General features: G+C 67.2%; 18 protein-coding genes. 13 read left to right on the top strand and 5 right to left on the bottom strand.

Annotated elements, in window-relative coordinates; genetic code table 11:
- Positions 1-45: 45 nt before the first annotated feature.
- The 8 genes from ROV95_RS04460 (at position 46) to ROV95_RS04425 (ending at position 6,425) form a co-directional block, all read left to right on the top strand.
- A complete protein-coding gene (locus ROV95_RS04460; protein WP_010486932.1) occupies positions 46-411 on the top strand; it encodes a hypothetical protein in 366 nt (121 codons plus the stop codon).
- Positions 412-419: 8 nt separating this feature from the next.
- Entirely contained in the window at positions 420-890 is a 471-nt protein-coding gene (locus ROV95_RS04455; RefSeq protein ID WP_019661806.1) for a phage holin family protein, read from the top strand.
- Positions 887-1,354, top strand: coding sequence for a protein sip-5 (locus tag ROV95_RS04450; RefSeq protein WP_312543237.1), 468 nt, complete (start codon positions 887-889; stop codon positions 1,352-1,354). Before ROV95_RS04455 ends, ROV95_RS04450 begins: the two co-directional genes overlap by 4 nt.
- Before the next feature lie 67 nt (positions 1,355-1,421).
- Entirely contained in the window at positions 1,422-2,531 is a 1,110-nt protein-coding gene (locus ROV95_RS04445; RefSeq protein WP_019661808.1) for an AI-2E family transporter, read from the top strand.
- Between the two features lie 31 nt (positions 2,532-2,562).
- A complete protein-coding gene (locus tag ROV95_RS04440; RefSeq protein ID WP_312543236.1) occupies positions 2,563-3,282 on the top strand; it encodes an HAD-IA family hydrolase in 720 nt (239 codons plus the stop codon).
- 3 nt (positions 3,283-3,285) lie between these two features.
- Entirely contained in the window at positions 3,286-4,653 is a 1,368-nt protein-coding gene (locus ROV95_RS04435) for a M17 family metallopeptidase (RefSeq protein ID WP_312543234.1), read from the top strand.
- Between the two features lie 135 nt (positions 4,654-4,788).
- Positions 4,789-5,892 (top strand): catalase family peroxidase, encoded by a 1,104-nt coding sequence (locus ROV95_RS04430; protein WP_021204733.1) that lies wholly within the window; start codon positions 4,789-4,791, stop codon positions 5,890-5,892.
- Positions 5,889-6,425: a cytochrome b gene (locus ROV95_RS04425; RefSeq protein WP_019661813.1), complete on the top strand. Its 537-nt coding sequence runs from the start codon at positions 5,889-5,891 to the stop codon at positions 6,423-6,425. Before ROV95_RS04430 ends, ROV95_RS04425 begins: the two co-directional genes overlap by 4 nt.
- A gap of 571 nt (positions 6,426-6,996) precedes the next feature.
- Here ROV95_RS04425 and ROV95_RS04420 read toward each other — a convergent pair.
- Positions 6,997-7,599: a response regulator transcription factor gene (locus ROV95_RS04420; protein WP_312543232.1), complete on the bottom strand. Its 603-nt coding sequence runs from the start codon at positions 7,597-7,599 to the stop codon at positions 6,997-6,999.
- Positions 7,596-8,819: a sensor histidine kinase gene (locus tag ROV95_RS04415; RefSeq protein WP_155028822.1), complete on the bottom strand. Its 1,224-nt coding sequence runs from the start codon at positions 8,817-8,819 to the stop codon at positions 7,596-7,598. The genes ROV95_RS04420 and ROV95_RS04415 overlap by 4 nt, the downstream gene beginning before the upstream one ends.
- A gap of 327 nt (positions 8,820-9,146) precedes the next feature.
- On the opposite strand from ROV95_RS04415, the gene ROV95_RS04410 reads away from it, so the two are divergent.
- The 4 genes from ROV95_RS04410 (at position 9,147) to ROV95_RS04395 (ending at position 13,694) form a co-directional block, all read left to right on the top strand.
- Complete coding sequence (locus ROV95_RS04410; protein ID WP_312543230.1) at positions 9,147-10,400, top strand: efflux RND transporter periplasmic adaptor subunit; 1,254 nt, start codon at positions 9,147-9,149, stop codon at positions 10,398-10,400.
- A 103-nt stretch (positions 10,401-10,503) separates the two neighbouring features.
- Entirely contained in the window at positions 10,504-11,193 is a 690-nt protein-coding gene (locus ROV95_RS04405; RefSeq protein ID WP_312543229.1) for an ABC transporter ATP-binding protein, read from the top strand.
- Between the two features lie 14 nt (positions 11,194-11,207).
- Positions 11,208-12,365 (top strand): ABC transporter permease, encoded by a 1,158-nt coding sequence (locus ROV95_RS04400; protein ID WP_312543227.1) that lies wholly within the window; start codon positions 11,208-11,210, stop codon positions 12,363-12,365.
- Positions 12,366-12,377: 12 nt separating this feature from the next.
- Positions 12,378-13,694, top strand: a complete 1,317-nt coding sequence (locus ROV95_RS04395) for an ABC transporter permease (protein WP_134735241.1) — start codon at positions 12,378-12,380, stop codon at positions 13,692-13,694.
- 94 nt (positions 13,695-13,788) lie between these two features.
- Here the strand turns inward: ROV95_RS04395 and ROV95_RS04390 are convergent, their stop codons facing one another.
- A complete protein-coding gene (locus ROV95_RS04390; protein WP_019661820.1) occupies positions 13,789-14,067 on the bottom strand; it encodes a YrhB domain-containing protein in 279 nt (92 codons plus the stop codon).
- Positions 14,068-14,426: 359 nt separating this feature from the next.
- On the opposite strand from ROV95_RS04390, the gene ROV95_RS04385 reads away from it, so the two are divergent.
- Positions 14,427-17,252 carry a TonB-dependent receptor gene (locus ROV95_RS04385; RefSeq protein WP_312543223.1) on the top strand — a complete coding sequence of 942 codons (2,826 nt, stop codon included), beginning with the start codon at positions 14,427-14,429 and terminating at the stop codon, positions 17,250-17,252.
- A 116-nt stretch (positions 17,253-17,368) separates the two neighbouring features.
- On the opposite strand, the gene rarD is transcribed toward ROV95_RS04385, so the two are convergent.
- Together rarD and yedA are read right to left on the bottom strand one after the other, a co-directional pair.
- Complete coding sequence (gene rarD / locus ROV95_RS04380; protein ID WP_019661822.1) at positions 17,369-18,265, bottom strand: EamA family transporter RarD; 897 nt, start codon at positions 18,263-18,265, stop codon at positions 17,369-17,371.
- A complete protein-coding gene (gene yedA / locus ROV95_RS04375) occupies positions 18,262-19,167 on the bottom strand; it encodes a drug/metabolite exporter YedA (protein WP_312543222.1) in 906 nt (301 codons plus the stop codon). Before yedA ends, rarD begins: the two co-directional genes overlap by 4 nt.
- Positions 19,168-19,302: the final 135 nt, after the last annotated feature.

The following is a 19,302-nucleotide window of genomic DNA, read 5'->3' as shown; positions in this document are numbered from 1 at the left end:
TCGGCACCGCCGACGCCGTTCCCCCATCGCAACAGGAGTGATTCGATGAGCCCCACCAATACCGAGAACCTGAAGGAACACCTGGGTGAAGCCGGTTCCCACCTGAAGCAGGCCGCCAGCGCCGCCGGCGGTGCGATCAAGGGCGCCACCGGTGCCGCGACCGACGAACTGCGCATCGGCAAGGCCAACGTCAAGGCTGAACTGTCCGACAGCGCACTGTCCGGCCTGGCCGCTGCCGAGTTTGGTGGTGCCGCCGCCAAGGAGCAGGTCGATGCGCTGATGGACAAGGGCAAGGACCTGATCGACAGCGCCGCCGAATTGATCCGTGAGCGTCCGCTGGCCTCGTTCGGTGTTGCCTTCGCGGCCGGCTGGATCATCGCCAAGCTGGCCCGCGGCAGCAGCGACAAGTAAGCCGCGGCGTGAGCGAAGACAACGCGCAAGCCCCTGATCCGGCGGCTACCCCGCCGCTGGATGAGAGCATCCGCCAGGTCGGCGCGGCCGGTCGTGCCGCTGCCGACTCGGCCAAGCACTCGCTGCGTTCGCTGCGCCGGTTGGCCTCGGCCGACTTCGCGCTGGCACGCAGTGCCTTCGGCCGCGCGCTGGCCTGGGCCGGCGTAGCGATCGTATTTGGTGCGTCGGCCTGGCTGCTCATGGCCGCCACCCTTATCGCGCTGCTGCAAAGCTGGGGCCTGAGCTGGCTGCAGGCACTGCTGATCACCTCGCTGCTGAGCCTGGCCGTCACCGGTTATGCGATCTGGCGGGTGTCCTACTTCTTCCACCACACCGGCATGCACGCCACCCGGCGCCAGCTGTCCCGCCTGGGCCTGTTCGACGAGCCCAGCGAAGACGACCCCGATGCCGATGTGGAGCTGCCAGAGGGCAAGCCATGAAGTTCGGTGCGCTGCAGCGTCGGGTGAAGCGCTGCGAACAGGTGGTAACCGTGCGTCTGGTCGAGACCCAGGACCACTGGTCGACGCTCGGCCAGGTCTGGCGCCAGGGCTGGTCGCCACTACGCATCGTGGTAGTGGGCCTGGCCGGTGGCTTCATTGCCGGCAAGCTGGAAATGCCGGGCAAGGTCAACGGTGCGCGCTGGCTGCAGATGGTGGGTTCGGTCTCGAACCTGTTCGCCAGTGCGCAGGCGGCGTTCGCCACGGCGATGGCGGCGCAGGCGGCGGCCACCGCCGACGATGCGGCCGAAGAAGCCGGCGATGCCAGCGAACAGGCACACGCAGCGGCCTCCGCCGCTGAAGCACGGCCCGCAGCGGCAGCGCGAGCTGTGCCGGAGCCGGAGCCGGAACCGGACCTGCGCGGACCGCGCCCGGCCGAGGCGGCCACCGAGCTGTCCGAACGTTGATCCCTGGAATCCGCCGCGCCGGTCGCGGCCGGCGGATAATGCGCTCCCCTTTCCGGCTGATGCGTCGATGAGCGAGTCCTCCCTGTCCCCGTCACCGGCCGGCCACGACGCATCCGAGGCACCGCTGCCGCCCCCGTCGCGCCCACGCGGACCGATGTCGCTGGTTGTGCTGGCGACCCTGGCCGTGGGCTATACGCTATGGGCGGCGCAGGACATCATCCTGCCGGTGCTGCTTGCGATGTTCTTCGCGCTGGTCGGCAATCCCATCCTGCGCCTGCTGCAGAAGCTGTGGATCCCGCGCGCGCTGGGCGCGCTGTTGATCCTCGGTGCGGGCCTGGGCGTGACCGGTTCTCTGGCCGTGCAGCTGATCGGACCGGCGATGGAATGGGCGCAGGAAGCACCGCAGCAGCTGCGCAAGGTCGCCCGCCAGGTGCAGAACCTGACCAAGCCGGTGCAGCAGGCCAACCAGGCGGCGGAAAACTTCGCCCGTGTGGCCGGCGGTGACAGCAACCACAAGGTGCAGGTGATCCGCACCCAGCTCGACGACCCCTACCGCATGCTGACCCGTGCACCGCGGCTGGCTGCCTCGGTGTTGGCCGTGGTGCTGCTGACGCTGTTCTTCATGATCTACGGGCAGAGCCTGCAGCGCGCGGCGATCGCCCTGTTCCCCAACCGCCAGCAGCAGCGCTTCACTACGGACATCCTGCGTTCGATCGAACGCGAGGTCTCGCGTTACGTGCTGACCATCAGCGTGATCAACACCTTGGTCGGGCTGGTGTTCGCCGGCGTGCTGATGCTGCTCGGTATCGGCCTGCAGGAAGCGCTGCTGTGGGGCACGGTGGCCGCGCTGCTGAATTTTGCGCCGTATGTGGGTCCGCTGATCGGCGTGGCGCTGATGCTGTTGATGGGCTTCGTCGAGTTCCGCGACCCGCTGCAGGCCCTGCTGCCCGCAGCCGCCTACCTGGGCCTGCACACACTGGAAGGGCAGATGGTGACCCCGATCGTGCTGGGCCGTCGGATGAAGCTGTCGCCGCTGGTGCTGATCCTGGCGCTGATGGTGTTCGGCTGGGCCTGGGGCATGATCGGGCTGCTGCTGGCGGTGCCGCTGCTGGTGTGCATCAAGCTGGTGCTGGCACGCCTGGACGGCATGCAGGGCTGGGCACGCCTGCTGGAATGAAAGCCCGCGCGGGCAGGGGTAGAATGGCGGGGTGAATTTCCCCGTCCAAGCCATCACCCTCGACCTTGACGACACGCTGTGGCCGTTCGCTCCGATCGGCGCCCGCATCGAACAGGTCCTGCACACCTGGATGTGCGAACACAGCCCCGCTACCGCCGCGATGTATCCGGTGGAGGCGATGCGCGAACTGCGCGAGCGGCTGTACCACGCCCATCCGCACCTCCACCACGACCTGAGTGCGCTGCGCCGGCTGACCCTGCACGAAGCACTGCACACCAGCGGTGCCAGCCTCGATCTGCTGGAGCCTGCGTATGAAGTGTTCTACGCCGCACGCAACCAGGTGGAGTGCTATCCCGATGCGATCGATGCACTGGCACGGATTGCCGCGCGGGTTCCGGTGGCGGCGCTGAGCAATGGCAATGCCGACCTGGAACGGGTCGGCCTGGCCCATCATTTCACCTTCCAGCTGGGTGCGCGCGAGCACGGCGCGGCCAAGCCCGAAGCCAGCATCTTCCACGCTGCCTGCACCCGACTGGGTGTCGCGCCGGCACAGGTACTGCATGTCGGCGATCATGCCGACATGGACGTGGCCGGGGCGATTGCCGCCGGCCTGCGCGGGTGCTGGATCAACCGCGAGGCAGCCACCTGGACCCATCCGCAGCTGCAGCCGGACCTGCAGTTCGACACCCTCACCGGCCTGGCCGACTGGTTGGATGCCAACCTCGACGCCGCCGCACTCCGGAGTACCTGACGCATGAGCGAGATCACTGGTTTCACTGCCGACACCGCCGCAGCGCTGCCGCTGTACGTGCTGGACCGCGAGCAGTTCGCCGCCTGGAAGGACGGCCAACCGGCCGCCACCCAGGCCTGGCTGGCATCGCAGGGCTTCACCGCCGGTGCCTTCACCACGGCGTTGCTGCCCGGCGCCGATGGCCTGTCCGGAGCGGTGATCGGTGTGGGTGATCGCGCCGATGCCTACAGCTATTCGCATGCCCCGCACGCCCTGCCGGAAGGCAGCGTGTGGCAGCTGGCCAACGAACTGCCGGCCGCCGAACAGGCGCTGCTGCAGCTGGGCTGGGGCTTGGGCAGCTACCGCTTCGACCGCTACCGCAAGCGCCACCGCGCACCGGCGCAACTGGTAGCCGCGCCGACCGGCGAGGTGGCCGACCTGATCACCGCCAGCCTGCGCGTGCGCGACTGGGTCAACACTCCCACCGAAGATATGGGCCCGCAGCAGCTGGAAGACGCTGCCCGCGCCTTGGCCGCTGCGCACGGCGCGCAGGTCGAGGCGATCACCGGTGACGAACTGCTGAAGCACAACTTCCCGGCCATCCACGCCGTGGGCCGCGCATCGCACCGCGCGCCGCGTCTGGTGGTGCTGCGCTGGGGCAAGGACACCGATCCGTCGCTGGTGCTGGTCGGCAAGGGCGTCTGCTTCGACACCGGCGGCCTGGACATCAAGCCGGCCGACGGCATGCGCAACATGAAGAAGGACATGGGCGGCGCCGCGCATGCGCTGGCCCTGGCCGGCCTGGTGATGGCACGCGGGCTGCCGGTACGTTTGACCCTGCTGGTGCCGGCGGTGGAAAACGCGATCGGTCCGGACGCGTTCCGCCCGGGTGAAGTGATCGCCACCCGCAAGGGCCTGAGCGTGGAGATCGACAACACCGACGCCGAAGGCCGCGTGATCCTGTGCGACGCATTGACCTTCGCCGGTGAACAGAAGCCGGACCTGGTGCTGGACTTCGCCACCCTCACCGGTGCCGCGCGCATCGCACTGGGCCCGGATCTGCCAGCGCTCTTCAGCAACGATGACACGGTGGCCCAGCAGTGGCTGCAGGCCGGTGACGCGACCCGCGACCCGGTCTGGCGCATGCCGCTGTGGCGCCCTTACCTGCGCTACCTGAGCAGCGGCATTGCCGACCTGGCCAACGCCGGTTCGCGCATGGCCGGCTCGGTGACCGCCGCGCTGTACCTGGAGCGCTTCCTGGAAGACGGCCAACGCTGGGCGCATCTGGACGTGTACGCCTGGAACGACGGCGAACGCCCGGGCCGTCCGGCCGGTGGCGAAGCGCTGGCGTTGCGCTCGGCGTGGGCGATGCTGAAGGCGCGCTACAGCTGATCGGGTGGGTGCCGACCTTGGTCGGCACGCCGTCCCCGGCAAACTTGACGAAAATTTGAATACCGGGCCTGGAAGGGTTCTGCGAGGATGTGTGGGTCGACCACCCACACGCTCCGTGAAGGCAGGACTCCGACCATGTCGCTCTTCCGCTACACCCGTGCCGGCCAGACGGCGGGCGCACCGCGCAGGCATTCGCCGCTGCTCTGGATCGCACTGATCGCGCTCATTCTGGGTGCCGTCGCGCTGGCCTTCGCCTGGCTGGCCGGCTGGATTGGAAACCGCCTCACCGCGCAGCGCTTCACCGATACCATCGAGGCCACCGGCCCGGCCCACCCGGGCTTCCGCCGCGCGCACAGCAAGGGCATCTGCGTGAGCGGCTGGTTCGAACCCAGTGCGCAGGCCCGCACCCTGTCCAGTGCACGGGTGTTCTCGCAGCGCCGCGTGCCGGTGATGGGCCGCCTGTCGATCGGCGGCGGCGACCCGTACGGCGCCGACAACACTGCACGCGTGCGCAGCCTCGCGGTGCAGATGGTCAGCGATGATGGGCAGGAATGGCGCATGGCGATGAACAGCTTCCCGTTCTTCGCGGTGCCCAGCGCCGAGGCGTTCTACGAGCAGACCCGCGCTTCCATTCCCGACCCGGCCACCGGCAAGCCCGACCCGCAGAAGATGGCTGCGGTGCTGGCGAAGTACCCCAGTGCGCAGGCCTTCCAGCAGTGGGCCAAGACGGCGCCGTGGACCAGCAGCTGGGCCGACACCACCTTCAACAGCGTCAACAGCTTCTGGTTCACCAATGCGCAGGGCCAGAAGCGCGCGGTGCGCTGGCGCTGGCAGCCGCAGGCGCCGGTGGTGGAGATGGATGCGGAAACGCGCAAGCAGGCCAGCGTCGATTTCCTCAGCCAGGAACTGCAGCAGCGCCTGGCCAACGGCCCGGTGCGCTGGAACCTGGTCGTGACCACCGCCGAGCCCGGCGATGCCATCGATGATCCGTCGGTGCCATGGCCCGAGTCGCGTGACCAGGTAGTGGCGGGCGTACTCAGCGTGGACCGCATGCAGTCGCAGGAACAGGGTGCCTGCGGTCAGATCAACTTCGATCCGCTGATCCTGCCCAGCGGCGTGCGCGGCAGTGACGATCCGATCCTGGCCGCCCGCTCGGCGGTGTATTCGCAGTCCTTCAACCGCCGCGAACGCGAGCGCGCCACCGGCAACGTCGAACAACCGAAGGAGGCCGCACGATGAGCATCGGCAACGGCCACTTCAACCTGCTGGCGCGGGTGCTGCACTGGTCCATGGCACTGATGATCATCGCCATGCTGTTCATCGGCGTGACCATGGTCGCCTCACTGCACCTGCGGCCAATGCTGATCGACCTGCACCGCCCGCTGGGCATCGCCATCCTGGTGCTGGTGCTGCTGCGCCTGTACAACCGGCTGCGCCATCGCCCGCCGCCGCTGCCTTCCGACCTGCCCGCCTGGCAGGTGCTGGCGGCCAAGGCCTCGCACTGGATGTTGTATGCGCTGATGCTGGCGATGCCGTTGATCGGCTGGGCGATGCTGTCGGCAGGCGGTTACCCGATCGTGCTGTGGGGCGGCCTGCACCTGCCGCCGATCGTGCCGCACACCCCGGCGTTGTATGCCGCGCTGCGTAATGCGCACAGCTTGTTGGCGTATGTGTTGTTCGCCACGGTGCTGATGCATGTGGGGGCGGCGCTGTTCCATTTGTGGGTGCGGCGGGATGGCGTGTTCCAGGCGATGGCGCGCGGGAAGGATTGATGGGGTTCGCCGGGCGTTCCCGGCGGATTGTTTCCGCGACCGCGGGGGGTGTCACTTTTCTTTTCGCGCGAAAAGAAAAGTAACCAAAAGAAACGCGCCGCCAGAGCGCGAGCCGGTGCTGCGCACCGGTGCCCTGTGCTTCTCGGTGAATCAGGGGACGGCGCCGAACTCGCTACGCTCAAACACCGGCGCCTCTTCGCCCCTGATTCCCCTGCGATGCTCGGCTCGCTCAAGGCGGACCCAACATCAAGAGCGACAGCTGCACCCAGTAGATCCACGCCATGCGTGGATGCTGTTGATCTTGACCTTCCAGTCCGCCTTGAGCGAGCCGAGCACCGCAGGTCCGGCGAGGGCGAAGAGGTGCGGGTGTCTGAGCGCAGCGAGTTCCCGCGCCGTCCCTCGACGGACCGAGGAGCGCAGGGCACCGGCGTGCGAAGCACACCGGCTCGCGGCCGGCGGAGCGTTTCTTTGGTTACTTTCTTTGCGCGCAAAGAAAGTGACACCCCCTCCGCGGTCGCGGAAATGATCCGCCGGGCAGCGCCCGGCGCTACCAGTGCGGCGGCGCACGCCCCTACAACCATCCCTTCTGCCGCGCCAGCCGATACGCCTCGATCCGGTTGGCCACGCCCAGCTTGCCGATGCACTCGGACAGGTAATTGCGCACCGTACCGTGCGACAACCCCAGCTGCTCGGCAATCTCGCTGGCGGTTCGGCCCTCCCCTGCCAGACGCAGCACACGGCGCTCGCGGTCGGTCAGCGGGTCGGCCTGCGACCATGCATCCAGCGCCAGCTGCGGGTCGATCGCGCGGATGCCCTGCTTCACCTTGTGCAGTGCATCGGCCAGGTTCTCGGCCGGTGCATCCTTCAGCAGGTAGCCCAGCACGCCGGCTTCCAGCGCGCGGCGCAGGAAGCCGGCGCGGGCGAAGGTGGTCACGATCACCACCTTGATCGGCAGCTCGTGACGCGCGATGCGCTGGGCAAGCTCGAGCCCGGACAGGCCCGGCATCTCGATGTCGGTGACCAGGATGTCAGGCTGCAGCTGCTGCAGCATGCGCCACGCGGTTTCGCCGTCGGCGGCGCTGCCCAGCACCTCGATATCCGGCTCCAGGCCCAGCAACGCCGACAGTGCACCGCGCACCATCGCCTGGTCCTCGGCCAGCAGGATGCGGATCATGCGGCACCGTCCTGCACCAGCGACGACGGCGTGCCTGGCGGCAACGGTGTGGTCGCGGCAGCCAGTGGCACGCGCACGGTCAGCAGCGTGCCCTCGCCCTTTGCGGACTGAATCTGAAGGTTGCCCCCCAGGGCGGCCACGCGTTCGCGCATGCCACACAACCCGTTGCCCTCGGCCTGCACACCGCCACGACCATCATCGCGGATCTGCATCGCCAGCATGCGTCCTTCCAGCATGAATTCCACCCGTGCCTGTGTCGCCTGTGCATGGCGCACGATGTTGGTCGCGGCCTCGCGCAGCACCAGCGCCAGACCGCGTTCGACATCCACCGGCATCGCCGGTGGTGGTGCGTATTGAAGGTGGACCTGCTGGCACTCCAGCAGCAGCCGCGCCGACGCCAGCTCACCGGCCAGGTCACTGGCGCGGATACCGGTGACCGCGCTGCGCACCTGCGCCAGCGCTTCGCGGGCAATGTCCTCGGCTTCGCCGATTTCCTGCCGCGCCCGCGCGTCGCCACGATCGTGCAGCTTGCGGGCCAGTTCCAGCTTCAACGTGATCAACGACAGGGTGTGGCCGAGCAGGTCGTGCAGGTCGCGGCCGATGCGTTCGCGCTCGGCGGTGGCTGCGAGCCGCCGCACCTCGTCCTGCGAAAGCTGCAGTGCCGCATCCTTCTGCTGGTTGAGTGCCTCCACGTTCACGACCAACCCGACGATATAGGACACGGCGGGGATCCAGACCAGGCTCTGCCACGGGTACTGGAACAGCAGTGCGAGGCCGCAGAACAGGAGGTTCAGGCCAGTGAGCTGCAGCAGGTACTGCCACCAGCCACCGCGTCCGCTCACCCGCAGCAGCACGCAGCCGAACACGAAGTAGGTCAACCCGGACGGGTACCACGGCAGCAGCACCAGCGACATCCCGATCAGGCCCAGGGCATAGCGCGGCGCGTGATGGCGTGGCGCCACCATCACCTTGGCGTACAGCAGCAGGAACACCGGATAGCTGGCCACTGTAAGCAGCAGCCAGCGCAGGGTGAAGCCATGGCCGAGCAAGGGCGTCAGGAAGATCCACACCGACCACAGCAGGTGGATCGCCTCGCTCCAGGGTGATTTTCCCCGGCGCAGCGTCTCGGCCACCGCCGAGTCCGGCGCGGGGCGCAGCAGGGAGGCAAGCCAGGTGGACGGCACAGGCGGTTCCAGGCGGGGATGATCGCCGCCGATCATGCCAGTTCGGCTGGCTGCGCGCAGGCGCCACCGCCGGCAAGATGGCACCGGCGCAACCCGCCGCAGATCACGGTACGCTTGGCGGTACCGCTGCAGCGGGCCAGCGATGGGGTGGTCGGATCCATGAGCGGTACCGGCAGCGGGGACGTTGCCATCCTGTGCCGCCGCGGTCACATTTCGCAGTTGCCGCCGTCAGTGTCATCGGGTGACAGCTGTCACTGCCGTCATCGCTGTGCCTGCCTTCATGCTGTGCCGCACGCTCCACCGCCGGAACCGCCGCCGTCCGCGCTTCCGGCCACACCCGCCCGAACGCCTGTGATGGAACGAATGAACGCTTCTGCCGAGCTGTTGAAGGAACTCCGTATCGACCGCAAGTCGCCGCCGCCCGCCTCCGGTGGTGGCAGCAACGGCGGTGGTCGCCGTTGGTTGTGGATCGCGACCATCGTGGTCGTGCTGCTGATCGCCGCTGCCGTGGCGTTCCTGTTCGGCCGTGCGCCGGCCGTGGAGGTGGAAACCGCGCCGGCCGTGGCCATCCAGCAGGGTAGCGCCAGCAGTTCGGTGCTCGACGCCAGTGGCTACGTGGTCGCCCGGCGCATGGCCACGGTCTCGGCCAAGATCACCGGCAAGGTGCGCGAGGTGATGATCGAAGAAGGCATGCGGGTCGAGGCCGGCCAGGTGATGGCCACGCTGGACCCGATCGATGCCGATGCGCAGCGCAGCCTGTATGCCTCGCAGCTGCAGGCCGCACGCAGCCAGGTGGCCGGGCTGGAGGCGCAGCAGCAGCAGGCCGCCGCCGAAGCCAGCCGCCTGCAGGCACTGGTCGGCCAGCAGCTGGTGTCACGTTCGCAGTACGACCAGGCCGTGGCCCAGCGCGACAGCCTGCGTGCGCAGCTGGAAACGGCTCAGCGCAACGTCAAGGTCGCCCACGACCAGCTGGCCATCGCCGACCTGGGTGTGGACAACAACATCGTGCGCGCGCCCTTCTCCGGCGTGGTCACTGCCAAGGCCGCGCAGCCCGGCGAAATCGTCTCGCCGCTGTCGGCGGGCGGTGGGTTCACCCGTACCGGCATCGGCACCATCGTGGACATGGACTCGCTGGAGATCGAAGTCGAGGTCGGCGAGGCCTTCATCGGCCGCGTGCAACCGAAGATGCCGGTGGAAGCCACGCTCAACGCCTACCCCGAATGGAAGATTCCCGGCGAGGTGATCGCCATCATCCCCACCGCCGACCGCGGCAAGGCCACGGTGAAGGTGCGCGTGGCGCTGAAGGTGAAGGACCCGCGCATCGTGCCGGAAATGGGCGTGCGGGTCAGCTTCCTGGAACAGGCACAGCCGCAGGCCACAACCAAACCGCAGGGCGTGCGCGTACCGGCTGGCGCCGTGGTCCAGCGCGAGGGCGCCTCGGTGGCCTTCGTACTGGGTGACGAGAACCGCGTGCAGCAGCGCACGGTCGAGGCTGGCCAGGCGATGGGCAAGGACCGCCAGATCCTCAAGGGCGTGAGCGCAGGTGAATCGGTGGTGCTGAACCCGCCGGACACCCTGCGCGATGGCGCCAAGGTGCAACAGAAACAAGCGCAGTAGCGGCCTGGCGCCCACGGGCGCCGCCGGCAGCACCGCTCGACGCACGCCTGCGGCCCCCTGCCGTGGCGCTTCCCCGTTTCCCGCCTTCCGTGGAGAACCACCCATGTCGACCCTGGTTTCACTGCGCAACATCACCAAGACCTACCAGCGTGGCCCCGAGAAAGTGCAGGTGCTGCACGGCATCGACCTGGACATCGCCAGCGGCGACTTCGTCGCGCTGATGGGCCCGTCCGGCTCGGGCAAGTCCACCCTGCTCAACCTGATCGGCGGCCTGGACAACCCCAGCGGCGGCGAGATCAGCATCGAGGGCGAGCGCATCGACCAGATGAGCGGCGGCCAGCTGTCGACCTGGCGCAGCCACCACGTCGGCTTCGTGTTCCAGTTCTACAACCTGATGCCGATGCTGACCGCGCAGAAGAACGTGGAACTGCCACTGCTGCTGACCCACCTCAATGCGGCGCAGCGCCGCCGCAATGCGGAGATCGCGCTGACCCTGGTGGGCCTGGCCGATCGCCGCAGCCATCGCCCGAATGAACTGTCCGGCGGCCAGCAGCAGCGCGTGGCGATCGCGCGGGCGATCGTCTCCGACCCGACCTTCCTGATCTGCGACGAACCCACCGGCGACCTCGACCGCCAGTCGGCCGAGGAGATCCTCGGCCTGCTGCAGCAGCTCAACCGCGAACACGGCAAGACCATCATCATGGTCACCCATGACCCGAAGGCCGCCGAGTACGCCACGCACACGGTGCACCTGGACAAGGGCGAGCTGGCCGACGCGCCGCTGGCCCACTGACGGAGGCCACGGCGATGAAATACTTCTCGTTGGTGTGGGCGCAGCTGTTCCGCAGCCGTACCCGCACGTTGCTGACCCTGCTCTCCGTGGTGGCCGCGTTCCTGCTGTTCGGCATGCTCGATTCGGTGCGCGTGGCATTCACCTCCGGCGGCAGCGTGGAAGGCGCCAACCGCCTGGTGGTCGCATCGCGGCTGTCGATCACCCAGTCGCTGCCGATCCGCCTGGAAACCCAGGTCCGCCAGGTGGCCGGCGTGCGCGACGTGGCCTACGGCATGTGGTTCGGCGGCATCTACCAGGACCCGAAGAACTTCTTCCCGAACTTCTCGGTGTCCCCCAACTACTTCGATGTCTACCGCGAGCTTCAGATCGACCCGGCACAGCTGGAAGGCTGGAAGCAGACCCGTACCGGCGCCATCGTCGGCGAAACCCTGGCCAAGCAGTTCGGCTGGAAGATCGGCGACACCATCCCGCTGCAGGCCACGATCTTCCCGCGTGGCGGCAGCAACGACTGGCCGCTGGTGCTCAAGGGCATCTACCGTTCCAAGGACCGTGCGCTGGCCGCCAACGAAGAACGCCAGCTGATGATGAACTGGAAGTACTTCGATGAATCCAACGACTACATCAAGAACCAGGTGAGCTGGTACACGGTGACGCTGGACAACCCGGACCACTCTTCGCGGGTGGCGCAGGCGATCGACGCGATCTCGGCCAACTCCGACCACGAGACCAAGACCCAGACCGAATCGGCGTTCCAGCAGGCCTTCGTCAAGCAGTTCGCGGATATCGGCATGATCGTCACCTCGATCATGGGTGCGGTGTTCTTCACCCTGCTGCTGTTGACCGGCAACACCATGGCGCAGGCGGTGCGTGAGCGCGTGCCGGAGCTGGCCACGCTGAAGACACTCGGCTTCAAGGACGGCACCGTGCTGACCCTGGTGATGGTGGAGTCGGTGCTGCTGATCGGCCTGGGCGGCCTGATCGGCATGGGCCTGGCCGCCCTGATCCTGCCGGCGATCGGCCCGAAGAGCATGGGCATGCTGCCGCCGCACGTACCGACACCAACCTGGCTGATGGGGCTGGGCCTGATCGTGGTGATCGGCATCATCGTGGGGCTGCTGCCCGCGCTGCGTGCCAAGCGCCTGAAAATCGTCGATGCACTGGCCGGCCGCTGAGGAGGATTGCAGATGAACAAGCTCAAGAAGTGGCTGGGCAACGGCATAACCGTGCTGCTGCTTGCGATCGGCCTGGTGCTGTGGATCAGCCTGCCGTGGATCGGCGTGCTGACCGTGGCCGTGCTGGTGGCGCTGTGGCTGCTGCTGACCCGCGGCGGACGGCTGGCGTTGGCCGCCACCCGCATCGGCGTGGCCAGCCTGCCGCAACGCTGGGGCGCATCGTCGGTGATCGTGGTCGGCATTGCCGGCGTGGTCGGCGTGCTGGTGGCGATGCTGGCGATGGGCGAAGGCTTCCAGGCCACGCTCAACAACACCGGCGATGACACCACCGCCATCGTGCTGCGCGGTGGCTCGCAGGCCGAGACCAACTCGGTGATCACCCGCGAGCAGGTACCGATGCTGTCCACCCTGCCCGGCATCAGCCGCGATGCGCAGGGCCGGCCGTTGCTGTCACCGGAACTGTCGCAGGTGGTCAACCTGGTGTCCAAGTCCGACGGCACCGACGTCAACGCGCAGTTCCGCGGCGTCGGTCCGCAGGCCTGGGCCGTGCATGACAAGGTCAAGATCATCGAAGGCCGCAGGTTCGCAACCGGCCTGCGCGAGATCGTGGTCGGCCAGGGTGCCAAGGGCCAGTTCCGCGACATGGACGTGGGCAGGACGCTGACCCTGGGCAACCAGACCTGGACCGTGGTGGGTGTGTTCGCCACCGGCGATGCGCACGATTCGGAGCTGTGGACCGACGCCGATACACTGGCGACCACCTACCAGCGCAGCGCCTGGCAGTCGATCAGCGTGCGTACCGAGGGCAAGGCCGGCTTCGAGCAGTTCAAGGCAGCAGTCGCCGCCGACCCACGCCTGAAGCTTGACGTGGAAACCACCCGTGTCTACTACAGCAAGCAGGGCGGTGGGCTGACCAAGCTGATCGACATCCTCGGCAAGGTGATCGGCACGATCATGGCGGTGGGTGCAGTGTTCGGCGCACTCAACACCATGTATGCGGCAGTGGCCACCCGTGCGCGCGAGATCGCCACCATGCGCGCGATCGGTTTCCGCGGCCTGCCGGTGGTGACGGCGGTGATGCTGGAAACCATGCTGCTGGCGCTGCTGGGTGGCCTGCTCGGCTGTGCGGTGGCGTGGCTGGTGTTCAACGGCTACAGCGTGTCCACCATCGGCAGCAACTTCAGCGCGGTGGTGTTCAAGTTCCATGTATCGCCGGAACTGCTGTGGACCGGACTGAAATGGGCGCTGGGCATCGGCCTGGTCGGCGGCCTGTTCCCGGCGCTGCGCGCGGCACGTTTGCCGATCACCACGGCGCTGCGCGAAACCTGAGCATCACGCAGCGGCATTTCGCGCATCCTGCAGGGACGGAGCGAAGGCTCCGTCCCTTTCAGGTTGCCGAACTCAGACATCCGCCGCCGCAGCATCAAACGGCGGGGCCGCGCGCGGCCAGATGCTGGCGAAGGACTTCCTCGGGCGGATACGCCGTGCCCAGCGCGTGCTGCTCGCCTGTATGCCGGTCGACGAAGATCGGCCCATTGCCGGCCAATGCATCCGAGATTTCGCCGGATTGCAGGTAGCGCAGCGACTGGAAGCAGAACAGCCAGCCTTCGACCACTTCGTGCTCATGCGTGATGGCAACCGGCTCATCGTCGCTGGCAAGTGCAGCCTCCACGCGACGGCGTGCTTCTTCAAGCTGGATCATTCCTTCATCTCCTGCCTTCGATGACGAGGCGAAGAGCATTTCATGCGGGCAGATGCATCACAACGACTGCGCGCCTGCATACAAGCGCGTACTGCGACGCGTTGTCGCAACTACTCAAGCGTGCCAGCTTCGTGCCGCTATCGATGCCTCTGCCCATCGCAAACGCAGCGCGCGTGACGCCGCGCACAGCGCATCTGTGGATTGTTGGTTGCGATTCATGTTCACGCACATTCCGCGGCATCGCGACAAACAGTTGCGAATGAAAACACTCTAGAATCCGGCCCCCCCACGTTGGTTTGCAGCACCCCACGCGCCCACAGAACGGGCGCATGTTTTTTCTGAAACACGAGATTTCACGGATGTCCCTGAAGACCACCCCGCTGCGCAACGCGATCGTCATCGTGCTGGCCGCCAGCTGCACTACCCCCGCCTTCGCACAGGATGCGGGCGACAACACCACCAACCTCGACCGCATCGAAATCACCGGCTCGCGCATCCGCCAGGCCAGTGTCGAAACTGCCCAGCCGGTGGTCGCACTCAACCGCGCCGAGATCGAGAAGAAGGGCTACGTCAATGTCGCCGACATCCTGCAGGATGTCACCGCTGCCGGCTCGCCAAGCATGAGCCGCGCGTCGTCGCTGACCTCATCGCGCGATTTCGGCGGAATGTATGTCAGCCTGCGCAACCTGGGCCCGGAACGCAGCCTGGTGCTGATCGACGGCCGCCGCATGGGCGTCAGCGCCGGCGGTTATTCCGACCTGGCCTCGATCCCGTCGGCCATCGTCGAGCGCGTGGAAGTGCTGACTGACGGTGCTTCGGCCCTGTACGGCTCGGACGCCATCGCCGGTGTGGTCAACATCATCACCCGCAAGAACTTCGATGGTGGCGAAGCCAGCGTCTACGTCGGCCAGTACGGCGAAGGCGACGGCCAGAAGCGCTCCTACAGTGCCACCTTCGGCAAGACCTTCGACCGCGGCTGGTTCAGCGTCGGTGCCGAGCGCACCAAGGAAGACGAAGTGATGGGCGGCGCGCGCGAGTTCAGCCGCTACGTCAACGGTCCGCGCCATCCGAACGATGGCCTCAACGGCACCACGCCGTGGGGCAGCGTCACCGTCGGCGGCAAGCCGCTGACCGTCGGTCCGGGCGGCGACCCGACCAGCGCCGGCAACTTCCACGCGCCGAACCCGGCCGATGGTGCCAACACCAAGACCAACATGAGCCTGCTGACCGGCCTGGAGCGCACCTCGGTGTTCGCCAACGGCGGCTTCTCGATCACCGATGACCTGCGCATCGTTGCCGATGCCATGTACAGCAAGCGCGAATCGACCAAGCACCTGGCTGGCTACCCGTACTCGGTCACCGCCACGCAGGCGCGCAACGGCAGCCGCGCCGCCCTGTCCAAGGACAGCGCATTCAACCTGTGGGGCCAGGACGTGCTGTTCTCGCATCGCACCGAAGAGATGCTGCGCGGCACCGAGAACACCCTGGAAACCAAGCGCGGCAGCCTGGGCCTGGAAGGCAGCTTCGAAACCGGCTCGCGCTACTGGGACTGGAACGTCAGCTACACCTACAACCGCAATGAAGGCGAGCGCGTCGGCACCGGCAGCATGTACCAGCCGAACGTCAACCTGGCCGTCGGCCCGTCCTTCATCGAGAACGGCGTGGCCTACTGCGGTACCCGCGATGCGGTGATCGCCGGCTGCGTGCCGTGGAACCCGGCCGCGCCGATGGGCTACACCGGCCCGGGCTCGCTGAGCAACCAGGACGTGCAGGACTACCTGTTCGCCCGCTACGTGGACAAGAGCCAGACCACCACCAAGGTGGCCAGCGCCAACATCTCCGGTTCGCTGTTCTCGCTGCCGGCCGGCGACATCATGGCTGCGATGGGCTTCGAGCACCGCACCGAAGAAGCACGCTACACCCCGGACCTGATGGTGCAGAACGGCCAGATTGCCGGCACCAGCGGCAAGCCGACCCAGGGTGACTACTCGCTCAACGAGGTCTACCTGGAAATGCAGGTGCCGCTGCTGGCCGACATGGCCTTCGCCCGCGAGCTTTCGCTGGACGTTGCCGGTCGCTACTCGGACTACAACAATTTCGGTTCCACCACCAACAGCAAGTTCGGCGTGAAGTGGAAGCCGATCGACAGCCTGCTGGTGCGCGCCACCTACGGCACCGGCTTCCGTGCGCCGACCGTGGACGACCTGTACGGCGGCACTGTCAGCAGCCGTGACTCGTTCACCGACCCGTGCGATACCTCGTTCGGCACTGCCGCCACCAGCGCCGCCGTCGCCGCACGCTGCAAGGCCCTGAAGGTGCCGGCCAACTTCCGCCAGCTCAACAGCGACGGCAGCGTGGCCAGCAAGCCGGGCCAGCAGGCCACCACCGATTTCAACTCCGGTTCCAACCCGAACCTGAAGCCGGAAACCGCCAAGACCTGGACCGTGGGCCTGGTCTACAGCCCCGACTTCGTGCAGGGCCTGGACGTCAGCCTGGACTGGTGGAAGATCCGCATCGACAACGCCATCGTTGGCGAGTCGGCCACCAACATCCTGGAACAGTGCTACGTGCAGGGCTCGGACGCCGCCTGCGGCCGCTTCACCCGTGGCAGCAACGGTCAGGTCAACGCGCTGGACCGTTCGCTGGTCAACGCCGGCTACCGCGAAACCGCCGGCTATGACATCAGCGCGCGCTACCGCCTGCCGGAAACCGCGTTCGGCAAGTTCGCAGTTACCTGGAACACTACCTACACCGACTATCTGGAGCAGCGCAACGACAACGCCGCGACCACGCCGGTGGAACAGCTGACCAGCTGGGGTGGCAACTTCCGTGTGCGCTCTACCCTCAACCTGGACTGGCAGTACGGCAACCTGGGCATCGGCTGGACTGCACGCTACTACTCCAGCATGAAGGAGAAGTGCTCCTACATGGACGAGTGCAACATGCCGGGCTTCAGCTCGGCCTACACCGATGCCTCGCCGACCAACAAGGTGGGTTCGAACACCTTCCACGACCTGCAGGTGCGTTACGCCCTGCCGTGGGACGGCACCGTCTCGCTGGGCCTGAACAACGTGTTCGACCACCAGGGTCCGATCATGTACAGCCAGCCCAACAGCAGCTTCGTCTACTACGGCGGCTTCGACATCGGTCGTTTCATGTACATGAAGTACCAGCAGCGCTTCTGAGCCTGCACCCGCGTTCCCGCCACCGCCATCTCTCTCCTGGCGGTGGATGGAAGCAGGGCGGCGCCCCCCGGGGCGCCGCTCTTTTTTTCATGCGTGCCAGTCGATCCGGCCCGATGCTACCGCTTGGCGCGCATCGTGCGGATGTTGTCGCCGACGAACAGGATCAGGCCGGCCCAGATCGCGGCAAAGCCAATCGCCTTGCCGGCGTCGAAGGCTTCGTGGAAGAAGAACACGCCCAGCAGCAGCTGCAGGCTCGGCGCGATGTACTGCAGGATGCCGACCAGTGACAACGGAATGCGCTTCACGCCGTAGGCAAAGCCAATCAACGGTACCGCCGTCACCACACCGCCGAAGATCAGCAGCAGGTCGTTGCGCCAGCCCCAGCCGTGGAAGAACGCGCCACCATGACCATTTTCGGCCCAGATCGCGAAGCCCAGCGCCGGCAGGAACAGGTACATGCTCTCCACGCCAAGGCCCGCCACCGGGTCGACCGAAACCAGCTTGCGCAGCAGGCCGTACAGGCCGAACGAACAGGCCAGGCCCAGCGCGATCCATGGTGGTGTGCCGGCATCGATGGTCAGCCAGGCCACGCCCACTGCCGCCATCGCCACCGCCACCCATTGCAGGCGGCGCAGCCGCTCCTTCAGCACCAGCACGCCCAGCAGCACGTTCACCAGCGGGTTGATGAAATAGCCCAGGCTGGTCTCGATCACATGGCCGGCGTTGACCGCCCAGATGTACAGGCCCCAGTTGAAGGCGATGGTCAGGCTCGAGACCAGCAGAATCGGCAGCGCGCGCGGCTGCGCAGCGATCTTCCGCCACCAGCCCAGGCGTGCGCTGAGCAGCAGCCAGCCCAGCACCAGCACGGTGCTCCAGATGATGCGGTGGGCGATGATCTGGAACGATGGCACCTCATTGAGCAGGTGCCAGTACACCGGCACCAGACCCCAGATGACGAAGGTGGAAGCCGTGACCAGCAGGCCACGGCGCTGTTCTTTCTCGTCCATGCTCATTTCTTGCGCGTCCTTGCCATTGTCAGTACCACCACACCCAGGAGAATCACCGCCATCGCCAGCAGGTCGCGCCAGCCGAAGCGCTCACCGTTGAGCAGCGCGCCCAGCAGCACCGCAATGACCGGATTGACGTATGCATAGCTGCCAGCCAGCGCCGGGCGCACGTTCTGCAGCAGCCACACGTAGGCGGTGAACGCGACGATGGAGCCGAACACGCACAGGTAGGCCATCGCCAGCAGGCCACCGGTATCGGGCAGCGTGGTCGGGCGCTCGCCGACCGCCAGGCCGATCAGCACCAGCAGCACACCGCCACAGATCATCTGCCCGGCGGCGGTCATGAACGGGCCCGGCAGGTCCAGTCCGCGTGCCCACACCGAGCCGAATGCCCAGCCGACCGGCGCGATCAGCAGCAGCACCAGCCCGGTCGGCGAGGCGGTCAGGCTGCTGCCTGCGTTGAGCCAGACCACGCCGAGGAAGCCGATGGCGATGCCCAGCCACTCACCGCGGCTGGCGTGCTGGCCGCGCAGCGCCGAGAACAGCGCCATCCACAGCGGCACCGAGGCCACCGCAGTGGCTGCCAGTCCCGAGGACACCTCGCGCTCGGCCAGCACCACCATGCCGTTGCCCAGCACCAACATGGTCACGCCCATGATGCCCAGGTTGCGCCACTGCCGCAGGGCCGGGTTCGGCATCTTCCAGAACAGGCGCAAGGCCAGGAACATCAGGCCACCGGCAATGATGAACCGGCTGCCGGACACCATCGTCAGCGGCAGCGCGCCGCCGTGCAGGGCCTTGGCGATGCCCAGGTAGGTCGAGCCCCAGACCACGTAGACCAGCAGCAATGCCAGCGCAACAAGGCCACCCCGGGGGGCAGCCGCAGACGAAGAGGGGGGAGCCGACATGACACACCAGGGAGCCGGGGGAAGGCGGATTCTAGGACGTTTTGAGTATGGTCCGGGACCCCATACGGTGGCACGCTGTCATCCATCCATGCACCCTGCTCTGGTCTGCTACCCCGTGTTGACGGCCCATGCAGT

The organism is Stenotrophomonas maltophilia group sp. msm1 (assembly GCF_032025805.1).
GTDB classification, from domain to species: domain Bacteria; phylum Pseudomonadota; class Gammaproteobacteria; order Xanthomonadales; family Xanthomonadaceae; genus Stenotrophomonas; species Stenotrophomonas hibiscicola.
The sequence above is the reverse complement of the archived record's forward strand: the minus strand, read 5'-3'. Positions and strand labels throughout refer to the sequence as shown.

Excerpts from the sequence above, each read along its gene's own strand:
- ROV95_RS04425 (WP_019661813.1), top strand. The coding sequence starts at position 5,889 with ATGAGCATCGGCAACGGCCACTTCAACCTGCTGGCGCGGGTGCTGCAC.
- ROV95_RS04450 (WP_312543237.1), top strand. The coding sequence starts at position 887 with ATGAAGTTCGGTGCGCTGCAGCGTCGGGTGAAGCGCTGCGAACAGGTG.
- ROV95_RS04390 (WP_019661820.1), bottom strand. The coding sequence starts at position 14,067 with ATGATCCAGCTTGAAGAAGCACGCCGTCGCGTGGAGGCTGCACTTGCC.
- ROV95_RS04400 (WP_312543227.1), top strand. The coding sequence starts at position 11,208 with ATGAAATACTTCTCGTTGGTGTGGGCGCAGCTGTTCCGCAGCCGTACC.
- yedA (WP_312543222.1), bottom strand. The coding sequence starts at position 19,167 with ATGTCGGCTCCCCCCTCTTCGTCTGCGGCTGCCCCCCGGGGTGGCCTT.
- ROV95_RS04410 (WP_312543230.1), top strand. The coding sequence starts at position 9,147 with ATGAACGCTTCTGCCGAGCTGTTGAAGGAACTCCGTATCGACCGCAAG.
- ROV95_RS04415 (WP_155028822.1), bottom strand. The coding sequence starts at position 8,819 with ATGATCGGCGGCGATCATCCCCGCCTGGAACCGCCTGTGCCGTCCACC.
- ROV95_RS04435 (WP_312543234.1), top strand. The coding sequence starts at position 3,286 with ATGAGCGAGATCACTGGTTTCACTGCCGACACCGCCGCAGCGCTGCCG.
- rarD (WP_019661822.1), bottom strand. The coding sequence starts at position 18,265 with ATGAGCATGGACGAGAAAGAACAGCGCCGTGGCCTGCTGGTCACGGCT.
- ROV95_RS04405 (WP_312543229.1), top strand. The coding sequence starts at position 10,504 with ATGTCGACCCTGGTTTCACTGCGCAACATCACCAAGACCTACCAGCGT.
- ROV95_RS04445 (WP_019661808.1), top strand. The coding sequence starts at position 1,422 with ATGAGCGAGTCCTCCCTGTCCCCGTCACCGGCCGGCCACGACGCATCC.
- ROV95_RS04420 (WP_312543232.1), bottom strand. The coding sequence starts at position 7,599 with ATGATCCGCATCCTGCTGGCCGAGGACCAGGCGATGGTGCGCGGTGCA.
- ROV95_RS04430 (WP_021204733.1), top strand. The coding sequence starts at position 4,789 with ATGTCGCTCTTCCGCTACACCCGTGCCGGCCAGACGGCGGGCGCACCG.
- ROV95_RS04385 (WP_312543223.1), top strand. The coding sequence starts at position 14,427 with ATGTCCCTGAAGACCACCCCGCTGCGCAACGCGATCGTCATCGTGCTG.
- ROV95_RS04460 (WP_010486932.1), top strand. The coding sequence starts at position 46 with ATGAGCCCCACCAATACCGAGAACCTGAAGGAACACCTGGGTGAAGCC.
- ROV95_RS04395 (WP_134735241.1), top strand. The coding sequence starts at position 12,378 with ATGAACAAGCTCAAGAAGTGGCTGGGCAACGGCATAACCGTGCTGCTG.